Raw genomic sequence first — 12758 nt, forward strand, 5'->3', positions numbered from 1 at the left:
ATGCAGTTGATGGGCTGAAGAGCCTTTTTTTAGCACAAAAACAAACGCCCCGAACAAGTCGGGGCGTTTGGTCTAGGGCCTATCAGTGTGTTTTCACACAGTCTGCGAAGGCGCCTTTTTCTATGCGGGTATCACTCAGCCAATGGCTTTGGACGCCAGCCAGAACAGGCCGGCCGCCAGGCCCATCGAGGCTGGCAGGGTCAGTACCCAGGCCAGCAGGATGGTCTTCACAGTGCCGCCTTGCAGGCCGCTCTTGTTGGCGACCATGGTGCCGGCCACGCCGGACGACAGCACGTGGGTGGTCGATACCGGCAAGGCGAACACGTTGGCCAGGCCGATGGCGCAGGCTGCGGTGATCTGTGCCGACATGCCCTGGGCATAGGTCATGCCCTGCTTGCCGATTTTCTCGCCAACGGTCAGCACCACACGCTTCCAGCCAACCATGGTGCCCAGGCCCAGGGCCAGGGCGACGGCCACGATCACCCAGAACGGGGCGTACTCGGTGGTGGCGGTCAGGTCTTTGCGCAGTTTCTCCAGGTCGGCCTTTTCGCGGGCGTCCAGGCCTGGCAGCTTGCCAACCTTCTTCGCCGTGTCATCCAGGCACAGCAGGTAACGGCGCACTTCTACGCGCTTGTCGGCGTCCAGGCTGTGGTAGTCGGTTACGCCCTGGAGCGAGGACTGCAGCGCGGCAATGGTCGGTTCGGTCTGCTGCGGGTTGCAGCTGAACTGCTCCGGCAGGTCGCTGGACTTGGCCTTGCCCAGTGCCAGGAACTCGCCCAAAGTGGCGGCGTTGCGCTGGTAGAACTGGCTCATGTGCAAGGTGGCGTCGCGGGTACGCTCGATCTGGTAGGTAGTGCTGTTCAGGTCGAGGACGAACTTGGCCGGGACGATGCCGATCAGCACCAGCATGATCAGGCCGATGCCTTTCTGGCCGTCGTTGGAGCCGTGCACGAAACTCACGCCCATGGCCGAAACCACCAGCACCATGCGGTTCCAGAACGGCGGGTGCTTCTTGTCGTCGAGCTTGCGGCGCTGGTCGGGGGTTTTGTGCATTTTCGACAGCGGGCGCCACCACTTCAGGCCGATCAGTACCAGGGCCGCAACGGCGAAGCCGGCCATGGGCGAGACCACCAGGGACAAGGCGATGTCGATCGCCTTCTGCCAGTTGACGCCATCGCCCAGCGGGATGTCGTTGATCAGCGCATTGGCCAGGCCAACGCCGAGGATGGAGCCAATCAGCGTGTGCGAGCTGGAAGCGGGGATGCCGAAGTACCAGGTGCCCAGGTTCCAGGTGATAGCCGCGGCCAGCAGCGAGAAGACCATGGCCAGGCCGTGTCCGGTGTTCACATTGATCAGCAGTTCCACTGGCAGCAGGTGAACGATGGCATAGGCCACCCCGACACCGCCGAGCAGAACGCCAAGGAAGTTGAACACGCCGGAGAAGAACACGGCGAGGTGCGGCGGCATGGCTTTGGTATAGATGACGGTAGCTACCGCGTTGGCGGTGTCATGAAAGCCATTGATGAACTCGAAGGCGAGTACGAAGGTCAAGGCGAGCAGCAGGCTCACCAACACCCAGGCATCCAGTCCGCTGAATAAATCGATCATGAAGGTTGTCTGGCGGTCATAGGGGGGCGGGATTATGCCAGAAAACCTTGGCAATCGATGCACCTGCTACAGACCGATGGCAATCTTCCACATGCGCACTTGAGATGCACCTTGGGGCGTTCGGGCAGGTGAATATCTGCTAAAAAGCACAAAAGCTGGCGAAATCCGGCAAAAAAGTGAAGAAAAAGCCGTTCCGCCATTATTCAAACGGCCGTATGAAATTTGTGTAATTCCATTTCATATTCGGCCAGGCAGCAAAGATCGACCGCGCCCGGGCTGGCCGGGCGACGACGCACAGGCGTGGTCCCAGGGGTCAGGGCTTGTCGCTGTGCAGTTCCTTTTCCATACGCTCCAGTTCCTGGCTAAAGGCCTGGTCGCGCACGCTGGCACGTTTGCGCCATGGTTTGCGTTCTGGATCTGGTTGTGCGGCGTAAGTGGTAACTTCGCCACCGTAAACATCCTTGTAACGTTCAGCCTGGCGCTCGAGTTCGGCGCGCAGTTCATCTTTCGTCACAGTAGTACCTGATTTAAGTGTGATGACTGTTGTTATGTGTTGTGCAGCGTGCACGCACCTTGCGGCGAAAAGGGCCCGTTACGGCGGAGGGCTCCATTGCCACGGTATCGTGCAGGTGTGCGCTATCGATTATAGCAACCGATATTTCGCCGAACATGGTTATTTACCCAACCCTGACATCAACAGATGCAAGTACGGATACGTCCGACTGGTGTTTGGGCCTTTCGTACAAGTTTGAAAGCGATGACGGACAAAAGTTCGCTGCAATGCGCTGGCGTGACCTGCACGCAGCGCACAATGAAAAACGGCCTCGCCGAAAGGCGAGGCCGTTGCCTGGGGACTTCTACGGTGGGTACCTGACCAGTCTCTCCAAAGAAGCCACAAGTGGCATGAGAAAGGTATAAGCAAAAGTGTCAGCGGTCAATTGCGATTATCGGCCGTTTGTTCGATAATCGCACGACTGGGTGTTTTTTTTGAGGTGTGCGATGAGCGACGAAACCTTGGCCAACGATTCCGTCAATCCAGAGTCGGCCAATCCAGAGCAGGCACGACCTGCCTCGGCTGCCATGGCGCCGCCGATCGTGGCCTCCCCAGCCAAGCGTATCCAGGCGTTTACCGGCGACCCGGATTTCATGACCTCTCTGGCGCGTGGCCTTGCCGTGATTCAGGCGTTCCAGGAGCGCAAGCGCCACCTGACCATTGCCCAGATCAGCCACCGTACCGAAATACCCCGGGCGGCGGTGCGGCGTTGCTTGCACACGCTGATCAAGCTGGGTTACGCCACTACCGACGGGCGCACCTATTCGCTGTTGCCCAAAGTGCTGACGCTGGGGCATGCGTACCTGTCGTCGACACCACTGGCGATTTCTGCCCAACCGTACCTGGACCGCATCAGCGACCAGCTGCACGAGGCGGCCAACATGGCTACCCTCGAAGGCGACGACATTCTTTATATAGCCCGCTCTGCAACGGTGGAGCGGCTTATTTCGGTCGACCTGTCGGTGGGTGGGCGTCTGCCTGCCTATTGCACGTCGATGGGGCGCATCATGCTGGCGGCCCTGGACGACACCAGCTTGCGTGAGTACCTGGAGCGGGCCGACCTGAAGGCGCGTACCAGCCGCACCCTGCACGACCCCGAGTCGTTGTTCGCCTGTATCCAGCAGGTGCGCGCCCAAGGCTGGTGCGTTGTGGACCAGGAGCTGGAACAAGGGCTGCGTTCGATTGCGGTGCCGGTTTATGACGCTTCGGGGCAGGTGTTGGCGGCGTTGAACGTGAGCACCCATGTCGGGCGGGTGACACGCAGCGAGCTGGAGCAGCGCTTCTTGCCGATTCTGCTGGCGGCCAGCAGGGACCTTTGCCATCAGTTGTTTGGTTGAGTTTGCCAGGGGCCGCTGTGCGGCCCAATCGCGACACAAGGCCGCTCCCACAAGTACCCACATTTATCAAATGTTGCGTAATACCTGTGGGAGCGGCCTTGTGTCGCGATTGGGGCGCAAAGCGCCCCCCATGCGAATTTAGAACAGGCAAAACTGTTTCTTGTGCGATAAACGCACAGTGTCGCTCCCGGTGAATTGCTTCACCTCTGCCCGCTGATTAATGTTTCTCGCAACGGTCGGCTGTGCTGACCGAACAAGAAAAATATAAGAGGCACTTACCATGAATACTGTCCCTTCGCTGCTGCGGCCGCACCCGCACGCAGTTCCGTTGTATCCAGGCTGACGCAGGCCACACTCCCCAAACTTCGCCCTCTGTGCCGGTAACTCGTGTGCAGTGGCCTGGCTGTGCCCACATTCTGGATAACAACAATGAACCAAGCGCAAACCAACGTCGGCAAAAGCCTCGACGTCCAGTCCTTCATCAATCAGCAGCCGCTGTCCCGCTATCAGTGGCGGGTTGTGCTGTTGTGCTTCCTGATCGTCTTCCTCGATGGCCTGGACACCGCCGCCATGGGCTTCATCGCCCCGGCGCTATCGCAGGAGTGGGGGATCGACCGCGCCAGCCTCGGCCCGGTCATGAGTGCCGCGCTGATCGGCATGGTATTCGGTGCCCTGGGCTCCGGGCCGCTGGCCGACCGCTTTGGTCGCAAGGGTGTGCTGGTAGGTGCGGTGCTGGTGTTTGGCGGCTTCAGCCTGGCCTCGGCCTATGCCAGCAACGTCGACCAGCTGCTGGTGCTGCGCTTTCTAACCGGCCTGGGCCTTGGTGCGGGCATGCCCAACGCCACCACGCTGCTGTCCGAATACACCCCTGAGCGCCTCAAGTCGCTGCTGGTAACCAGCATGTTCTGTGGTTTCAACCTAGGCATGGCCGGTGGTGGCTTCATTTCCGCCAAGATGATCCCGGCTTACGGCTGGCACAGCCTGTTGGTGATCGGCGGCGTGCTGCCATTGCTGCTGGCCGTGGTGTTGATGGTTTGGCTGCCAGAGTCGGCGCGGTTCCTGGTGGTGCGCAACCGCGGTACAGACAAGGTGCGCAAGACCCTGTCGCCCATCGCGCCGCAGGTGGTAGCCGAAGCGGGCAGCTTCAGTGTGCCGGAACAGAAGGCGGTGGCTGCGCGCAACGTGTTTGCGGTGATCTTCTCCGGTACTTACGGCCTGGGCACCGTGCTGCTGTGGCTGACTTACTTCATGGGCCTAGTGATCGTTTACCTGCTGACCAGCTGGCTGCCAACCCTGATGCGCGACAGCGGCGCGAGCATGGAGCAGGCCGCCTTTATTGGCGCGCTGTTCCAGTTTGGCGGCGTGCTGAGTGCCGTTTTTGTGGGTTGGGCCATGGACCGCTTCAACCCGCACAAGGTGATCGGCATTTTCTACCTGCTGGCTGGGGTGTTCGCCTATGCCGTAGGGCAGAGCCTGGGCAACATCACCGTGTTGGCCACCCTGGTGCTGATTGCCGGTATGTGCGTGAACGGTGCGCAGTCGGCGATGCCGTCGCTGGCGGCGCGTTTCTACCCGACCCAAGGCCGAGCCACGGGTGTATCGTGGATGCTGGGTATCGGCCGCTTTGGCGCGATTCTCGGGGCCTGGAGTGGCGCGACGCTGCTGGGCCTGGGCTGGAACTTCGAGCAGGTGCTGACGGCGTTGCTGGTGCCGGCGGCGCTGGCGACCGTGGGTGTGATCGTGAAGGGGTTGGTGAGCCACGCTGACGCGACCTGAACAGCGGGGCCGCTTTGCGGCCCTATCGACCGGTCCGGCGCCCCGGCAAGGCCGCTCCCACAAGGGATCGCATTACCCTATGGGAGCGGCCTTGTGTTGCGATAGGCCTGCAGAGCAGCCCCAGCATGGAATGAGTAGCAGGGCAACAAATGGTTCGATAATCGCACAAAGAGTCGATTATCGGATTGTAACCCACCCCCCAGTCTCCTTAATCTGAGCTCACTGAAGCACCCTGACCAGGAGCCTCCAAATGCCACGAGCAGACCACTACCGAACCCACCAAAATCGAGTTGTCCGCCCTGCGTGACCTCGAAGCCCGTACCGCCGCGGCCCATGGCCGGCTGGCAGGAGAAGCCTGATGCGAGACGTATTCATCTGTGACGCCATCCGTACCCCGATCGGCCGCTTTGGCGGCGCGCTGGCCAGCGTGCGTGCCGACGACCTGGCAGCCGTGCCGCTGAAGGCGCTGATCGAGCGCAACCCCGGCGTGCAGTGGGACCAGGTTGACGAAGTGTTCTTCGGCTGCGCCAACCAGGCCGGTGAAGACAACCGCAACGTGGCGCGCATGGCGCTGCTGCTGGCCGGCCTGCCGGAGAGCATCCCGGGTGTCACCCTGAACCGCCTGTGCGCATCGGGCATGGATGCCATTGGCACTGCTTTCCGCGCCATTGCCAGCGGTGAAATGGAGCTGGCGATTGCCGGCGGCGTCGAGTCGATGTCGCGTGCCCCGTTCGTAATGGGCAAGGCCGAAAGCGGCTACTCGCGCAACATGAAGCTCGAAGACACCACCATCGGCTGGCGTTTCATCAACCCGCTGATGAAGAGCCAGTACGGCGTGCACTCCATGCCGGAAACCGCTGACAACGTGGCCGACGATTACCAGGTTTCGCGCGCTGACCAGGACGCTTTCGCCCTGCGCAGCCAGCAGAAGGCTGCCGCTGCCCAGGCCGCTGGTTTCTTCGCCGAAGAGATCGTGCCGGTGCGTATTGCCCACAAGAAGGGCGAAATCATCGTTGAACGTGACGAGCACCTGCGCCCGGAAACCACACTGGAAGCGCTGACCAAGCTCAAGCCGGTCAACGGGCCGGACAAGACCGTCACTGCCGGCAACGCCTCGGGCGTGAATGATGGTGCTGCGGCGCTGATCCTGGCTTCGGCCGAAGCGGTGAAGAAGCACGGCTTGACCCCGCGTGCCCGCATCCTGGGCATGGCCAGTGGCGGTGTTGCACCACGGGTGATGGGTATTGGCCCGGTGCCGGCGGTACGCAAGCTGACCGAGCGCCTGGGTGTGGCGGTGAATGATTTCGATGTGATCGAGCTTAATGAAGCGTTCGCCAGCCAAGGTTTGGCGGTGCTGCGTGAGCTGGGTGTGGCCGACGATGCACCGCAGGTGAACCCTAATGGCGGCGCGATCGCCCTGGGCCACCCGCTGGGCATGAGCGGTGCGCGCCTGGTGCTGACTGCACTGCACCAGCTGGAGAAGAGCGGTGGGCGTAAAGGCCTGGCGACCATGTGCGTGGGCGTCGGCCAAGGTTTGGCGCTGGCCATCGAACGGGTTTGACTTGTACCGGCCTCTTCGCGGCGGTTCGACGCCTCGATGAACCCGCTCCCACAGGGGAACCACGCCTCCCCTGTGGGAGCGTGTTCATCGAGGCGTCGAACCGCCGCGAAGAGGCCGGCACATACGACTCAAGGCCAATTGCCAGCCTCAATGCGGAACGAGTGTGTTACCAGGTATGTCTAGAATTACCTGTGACCCTCCAGGAGTAATCTCACCATGACTTCAACCTATTACACCGGTGAAGAGCGCAGCAAACGCATCTTCGCTATCGTCGGTGCCTCTTCGGGCAATCTGGTGGAATGGTTCGACTTCTACGTCTATGCCTTCAGCGCGATCTACTTCGCGGCGTCCTTCTTCCCCTCCGACGACCCCACCGTACAGCTGCTCAACACCGCCGGTGTATTTGCTGCAGGCTTCCTGATGCGCCCGATCGGTGGCTGGATCTTCGGCCGCCTGGCCGACCGCCATGGCCGCAAGAATTCCCTGATGATCTCGGTGCTGATGATGTGCTTCGGCTCGCTGATGATCGCCTGCTTGCCGACCTATTCGAGCATCGGTGCCTGGGCACCGGCGCTGCTGTTGCTCGCACGGCTGATCCAGGGCCTGTCGGTGGGCGGCGAGTACGGCACCACCGCGACCTACATGAGTGAAGTGGCCCTGCGCGGTCAGCGCGGCTTCTTCGCGTCGTTCCAGTATGTGACCCTGATCGGCGGCCAATTGCTGGCGGTGCTGGTGGTGGTGATCATGCAACAACTGCTGACCGAGGAAGAGCTGCGCGCCTGGGGCTGGCGCATTCCGTTCGTGGTCGGCGCCATCGCCGCGCTGATTTCGCTGATGCTGCGCCGCTCGCTGCACGAGACCAGCAGCGCCGAAACCCGCAAGGACAAGGACGCCGGCACCATCAAAGGGCTGTTCCGCAACCACACTGCTGCGTTCATCACCGTGCTGGGCTACACCGCCGGTGGCTCGCTGATCTTCTACACCTTCACCACCTACATGCAGAAGTACCTGGTCAACACGGCAGGCATGCCTGCGAAGACCGCCAGCTTCGTGATGACCGGCGCGCTGTTCCTCTACATGGTGATGCAGCCGTTTTTTGGCATGCTCTCCGACCGCATCGGCCGGCGCAATTCGATGCTGCTGTTCGGTGCGTTGGGCACGATCTTTACTGTACCACTGCTGATGGCGCTGAAGACCGTGAGCAGCCCGTTCATGGCCTTCGTGCTGATCACCCTGGCCCTGTGCATCGTCAGTTTCTACACCTCGATCAGTGGCCTGGTGAAGGCCGAGATGTTCCCGCCGCAGGTGCGCGCGCTGGGCGTGGGCCTGGCCTACGCGGTGGCCAATGCGGCATTCGGCGGTTCGGCCGAATACGTGGCCCTGGGGCTGAAGACCCTGGGTATGGAAAACACTTTCTACTGGTACGTGACGGCCATGATGGCGATTGCCTTCCTGTTCAGCCTGCGCCTGCCCAAGCAGGCGGCGTACCTGCACCACGATAACTAAGGACGCTGCATGAGCAACCAACTGTTCGACGCCTACTTCACCGCGCCGGCCATGCGCGAGATCTTCTCCGACCGTGGCCGCCTGCAGGGCATGCTCGACTTCGAAGCCGCGCTGGCCCGTGCCGAAGCCGCTGCCGGGCTGGTCCCGCACAGCGCCGTGGCGGCCATCGAGGCGGCGTGCCAGGCCGAGCGCTATGACGTTGGCGCGCTGGCCACTGCCATCGCTACCGCTGGCAACTCGGCGATCCCGCTGGTGAAGGCGTTGGGCAAGGTGATCGCCAGTGGCGTGCCGGAAGCCGAGCGCTATGTGCACCTGGGCGCCACCAGCCAGGATGCGATGGACAGCGGCTTGGTCCTGCAGTTGCGCGATGCTCTCGACCTGATCGAAGCCGACCTTGGCAAACTGGCCGATACCCTGTCACAACAGGCTTTGAAGCACGCCGATACGCCATTGGTGGGGCGCACCTGGTTGCAGCACGCCACCCCGGTGACCCTGGGCATGAAATTGGCCGGTGTGCTGGGGGCCTTGACCCGTCACCGCCAACGCCTGCAGGAACTGCGCCCGCGTTTGCTGGTGCTGCAGTTCGGCGGTGCCTCGGGCAGCCTGGCGGCCCTGGGCAGCAAGGCGATGCCGGTGGCCGAGGCGCTGGCCGAGCAGCTCAAGTTGGCCCTGCCTGAGCAACCCTGGCATACCCAGCGCGACCGCCTGGTGGAGTTTGCTTCGGTGCTGGGCCTGATTGCCGGTAGCCTGGGCAAGTTTGGCCGCGATGTCAGCCTGCTGATGCAAACTGAGGCGGGGGAGGTGTTCGAGCCTTCCGCGCCGGGCAAGGGCGGTTCTTCGACCATGCCGCACAAGCGCAACCCGGTGGGCGCTGCCGTGCTGATCGGTGCCGCGACCCGTGTGCCGGGCCTGGTCTCGACGCTGTTCAGCGCCATGCCCCAGGAGCACGAGCGCAGCCTCGGCCTGTGGCACGCCGAATGGGAAACCCTGCCGGATATTTGCTGCCTGGTCTCCGGTGCCCTGCGCCAGGCCCAGGTGATTACCGAGGGTATGGAAGTTGATGCCGCGCGCATGCGCCGTAACCTCGACCTGACCCAGGGCCTGGTGCTGGCCGAAGCGGTGAGCATCGTCCTTGCCCAGCGCCTGGGCCGCGACCGTGCCCACCACCTGCTGGAGCAATGCTGCCAGCGCGCCGTAGCCGAGCAGCGCCACCTGCGTGCCGTGCTGGGTGACGACGCGCAGGTCAGCGCCGAACTGTCTGCTGAAGAACTCGATCGCCTGCTCGACCCTGCCCATTACCTGGGCCAGGCCCGCGTCTGGGTGGCGCGCGCCGTGTCCGAACATCAACGTTTCACTGCCTGAAGGAGACCGCTGTGGCGCACTTGCAACTGGCCGATGGCGTTTTGAACTACCAAATCGATGGCCCGGAAAACGCCCCGGTGCTGGTCCTGTCCAACTCGCTGGGCACTGACCTGGGCATGTGGGACACCCAGATTCCGCTGTGGAGCCAGCACTTGCGGGTGCTGCGTTACGACACGCGTGGCCACGGCGCATCGCTGGTCACCGAGGGCCCTTACAGCATCGAACAGCTGGGCCGTGACGTGCTGGCCTTGCTCGATAGCCTCGACATCCACAAGGCGCATTTCGTCGGCCTGTCGATGGGCGGCCTGATCGGCCAGTGGCTGGGTATCAATGCGGGCGAGCGCCTGCACAGCCTGACCCTGTGCAACACTGCGGCCAAGATCGCCAATGACGAGGTGTGGAATACCCGTATCGACACCGTGCTCAAGGGCGGCCAGCAGGCCATGGTCGACCTGCGCGATGCCTCCATCGCCCGTTGGTTCACCCCAGGCTTCGCCCAGGCCCAGCCAGAGCAGGCCCAGCGCATCTGCCAGATGCTGGCGCAAACCAGCCCGCAAGGCTATGCCGGCAACTGCGCAGCGGTGCGCGACGCCGATTACCGTGAGCAACTGGGCCGCATCCAGGTGCCGGCGCTGATCGTTGCCGGTACCGAAGACGTGGTGACCACCCCTGAGCATGGCCGCTTCATGCAGGCCGGTATCGCTGGCGCCGAGTACGTCGACTTCCCGGCGGCGCACCTGTCCAACGTCGAGATTGGCGAGGCGTTCAGCCGCCGCGTGCTTGATTTCCTGCTGGCTCACTGAGGACTACGCCATGGACGAGAAACAACGTTACGACGCCGGCATGCAAGTGCGCCGCGCGGTGCTTGGCGATGCCCACGTGGACCGCAGCCTGGAGAAGCTCAACGACTTCAACGGCGAGTTCCAGGAAATGATCACCCGCCACGCCTGGGGTGATATCTGGACTCGCCCTGGCCTGCCACGGCATACCCGCAGCCTGATCACCATCGCCATGCTGATCGGCATGAACCGCAACGACGAGCTGAAGCTGCACCTGCGCGCGGCGGCCAACAATGGCGTAACCCGCGACGAGATCAAGGAAGTGCTGATGCAGAGCGCGATCTACTGCGGCATTCCGGCGGCCAATGCCACCTTCCACATGGCTGAGTCGGTGTGGGATGAGTTGGGCGTGGAATCCCGTAGCTGACCGCTACGCAGTCCACCCCTGTGGGAGCGGCCTTGTGTCGCGAAAGGGCCGCAAAGCGGCCCTGGCAACATTGGCTGCGACGCTGAAACCCTGGGGCTGCTTTGCAGCCCTTTCGCGACACAAGGCCGCTCCCACAGAGATCGCGCCAGCCTCTAGATTTTGCGTCTACAAAGAGCGCATGGCCACTGGGCCGGCGTTGCTTTCCACGGCCTGCTTCAGAGCCGGGCACAGCCCCAGCATGAACGCCGCTTCGGCCACCACGAACAGCGGCCCGATGATCAACCCGCTGACATCATCGACAAATGCCGGTTTGCGGCCTTCGTAGTAATGGCCGACGAACTGGATGATCCAGCCCGCCACGAACGCCCCCAGCCCGGCGCTTAACCACAGCCCCGTCGTCTGCACGGCCAGCACCTGGCCGACCCACAGGCACAGCCCCAGCAACAACCCCATCACCAGGCCGAAACGCAGGTCCAGGCGCAGGTAGAACCATACCGAGGCCGCCGCCGACAGCAGGGCAGGGGACAGCCACATGCCGGCCACGTCCCAGCCTGGGCGCGACAGCAGGATGGTGACTGCCAGCACGATCATGGGGATGCCGATGAAGTGGGTGGCGATGTTGCGTGGGTCGCGGTGGTAACTGGCGTATTGGCTCAGGTGGTCGACGAGGGTTTTCATTGTTGTGCCTCCCTGTTCAGCTTTTTTTTTGCCTGTGCTGGATAGTGATCAGGATAGCCCGCAGCCACCACCATCATCAGCTCAGCGAATGGCAGCAGCCCGCACTGGCATATCCAGCCCCACCAGCGTCTCGATCATCGCCCGCGCCGCTGGCGACAGCCGGTAGCCGCTGCGGCTGACTACCCCGCAGCGCACGCTCAGCACCTCCAGCGCCGGCGGCAGGTTGCGCCAGTGCAGGCGCACCAGGCGGCCGCTGGCCAGGTCTTCGGCCACGGCCTCTTCGCTGGCGGTGCCGATGGCATCGCTGGCCTGCACCACGCTGCGCAGCACGGCCAGGTGCTCGGTCTGCAGGTGCGGGGTGAAGTCGCTGCGCCCGCTGAGGTTGGCCAGGCGCTTGCGCACCCCGGGGGCGAGCAGGGCGCTGGCCAGCGGGTAACTGAACAGGTCGTTGGTCGACAGGCTGTCCTTGGCCAGCAACGGGTGGCCCGGGCGGCAGAAGAACAGGCCGGGGCGGGCTGACAACGGCTCGGTGTGGAAGTTTGGGTCGGCTTCGAACGGGCGGATATCGTCGACGAAAAACTCGATTTGTTCGCGGCGCAGGGCCTGGCCGAGGCGTTCGGTGTTGTCCACCAGCAGCGAAGTGCGGATGCCTGGGTGGCGCTCGATGAAGTGGCGCAGGGCATCGGGCACCAGGCGCACGGCCAGGGCCGGGCCGCTGCCGAAGTGCAGTTCACCGGCGTCGAGCTTGGTCATCTGCAGCACTTCGTTGCTCAGCTGTGCGGCGCCCTGCACCAGGCGCCGAGCGTGCTGCAGCACCACCAGGCCTTCGGGCGTGGGTGGCAGGGCTTTGCTGGCGCGGTCGACTAGCGGGCAGCCAAAGCGGTGCTCCAGGCTCTGGATTGCGCGACTGAAGGCGGGTTGGGTGATGCCCATGGCCTCGGCGGCACGGACGAAACTGCGGTATTCGGTGAGGGCGATGAAGTAGCGCAGCTGGCGGAGGTCCATGTCACGGCTCTGGGGCGGGGATCAGGGGCCTATTCAAGCGGTTACTGCATATGCCGTCAAAGAAGGTTTTTTGATTTGTTTATGCTTATTGGTTCTTTAGTGAGGCGTCTGGCCTCTTCGCGGGTGAACCCGCTCCTACAAGTACTGCATAAGCTCTAGAGCCTGT

11 protein-coding genes and 1 pseudogene are annotated in these 12758 nt (G+C 63.0%); 8 read left to right on the top strand and 4 right to left on the bottom strand.

The window, feature by feature from the left end; translation table 11 throughout:
- Window positions 1-135: 135 nt before the first annotated feature.
- Together ABE456_RS26415 and ABE456_RS26420 are read right to left on the bottom strand one after the other, a co-directional pair.
- Window positions 136-1608 carry an inorganic phosphate transporter gene (locus ABE456_RS26415; protein WP_346646549.1) on the bottom strand — a complete coding sequence of 491 codons (1473 nt, stop codon included), beginning with the start codon at window positions 1606-1608 and terminating at the stop codon, window positions 136-138.
- Between the two features lie 313 nt (window positions 1609-1921).
- Window positions 1922-2122 (bottom strand): hypothetical protein, encoded by a 201-nt coding sequence (locus tag ABE456_RS26420; RefSeq protein WP_346646550.1) that lies wholly within the window; start codon window positions 2120-2122, stop codon window positions 1922-1924.
- 566 nt (window positions 2123-2688) lie between these two features.
- Between ABE456_RS26420 and pcaR the strand changes: the two genes are divergently transcribed.
- The 8 genes and pseudogenes from pcaR to pcaC all read left to right on the top strand — a co-directional run bounded on the left by pcaR (window position 2689) and on the right by pcaC (window position 10909).
- Window positions 2689-3498, top strand: a complete 810-nt coding sequence (gene pcaR / locus ABE456_RS26425; RefSeq protein ID WP_346646557.1) for a pca regulon transcriptional regulator PcaR — start codon at window positions 2689-2691, stop codon at window positions 3496-3498.
- Between the two features lie 429 nt (window positions 3499-3927).
- On the top strand, window positions 3928-5274 hold the full coding sequence (locus ABE456_RS26430) for an MFS transporter (protein WP_346646551.1): 1347 nt from the start codon (window positions 3928-3930) through the stop codon (window positions 5272-5274).
- Window positions 5275-5537: 263 nt separating this feature from the next.
- Window positions 5538-5633 (top strand): annotated as a pseudogene (locus tag ABE456_RS26435) (CoA-transferase subunit beta); the annotation flags it as partial.
- Window positions 5630-6835 carry a 3-oxoadipyl-CoA thiolase gene (gene pcaF / locus ABE456_RS26440; protein WP_346646558.1) on the top strand — a complete coding sequence of 402 codons (1206 nt, stop codon included), beginning with the start codon at window positions 5630-5632 and terminating at the stop codon, window positions 6833-6835. The pseudogene ABE456_RS26435 and the gene pcaF, both read left to right, overlap by 4 nt.
- 216 nt (window positions 6836-7051) lie before the next feature.
- Window positions 7052-8341, top strand: coding sequence for an MFS family transporter (locus ABE456_RS26445; protein WP_346646552.1), 1290 nt, complete (start codon window positions 7052-7054; stop codon window positions 8339-8341).
- A 9-nt stretch (window positions 8342-8350) separates the two neighbouring features.
- The gene (locus ABE456_RS26450) at window positions 8351-9703 is read left to right on the top strand and encodes a 3-carboxy-cis,cis-muconate cycloisomerase (protein ID WP_346646553.1); all 1353 of its coding nucleotides are present in this window, start codon (window positions 8351-8353) and stop codon (window positions 9701-9703) included.
- Window positions 9704-9714: 11 nt separating this feature from the next.
- Window positions 9715-10506: a 3-oxoadipate enol-lactonase gene (gene pcaD / locus ABE456_RS26455; RefSeq protein ID WP_346646554.1), complete on the top strand. Its 792-nt coding sequence runs from the start codon at window positions 9715-9717 to the stop codon at window positions 10504-10506.
- A gap of 10 nt (window positions 10507-10516) precedes the next feature.
- Window positions 10517-10909, top strand: a complete 393-nt coding sequence (gene pcaC, locus ABE456_RS26460; RefSeq protein WP_012273983.1) for a 4-carboxymuconolactone decarboxylase — start codon at window positions 10517-10519, stop codon at window positions 10907-10909.
- Between the two features lie 165 nt (window positions 10910-11074).
- Here pcaC and ABE456_RS26465 read toward each other — a convergent pair whose 3' ends face one another.
- Together ABE456_RS26465 and ABE456_RS26470 are read right to left on the bottom strand one after the other, a co-directional pair.
- Window positions 11075-11587: an Mpo1-like protein gene (locus ABE456_RS26465; protein WP_346646555.1), complete on the bottom strand. Its 513-nt coding sequence runs from the start codon at window positions 11585-11587 to the stop codon at window positions 11075-11077.
- Window positions 11588-11668: 81 nt separating this feature from the next.
- Complete coding sequence (locus ABE456_RS26470; protein ID WP_346646556.1) at window positions 11669-12592, bottom strand: LysR family transcriptional regulator; 924 nt, start codon at window positions 12590-12592, stop codon at window positions 11669-11671.
- Between the last annotated feature and the right edge of the window lie 166 nt (window positions 12593-12758).

The sequence above is a fragment of the Pseudomonas sp. TWI929 genome (genome assembly GCF_039673335.1).
In the GTDB taxonomy this organism is placed as follows: domain Bacteria; phylum Pseudomonadota; class Gammaproteobacteria; order Pseudomonadales; family Pseudomonadaceae; genus Aquipseudomonas.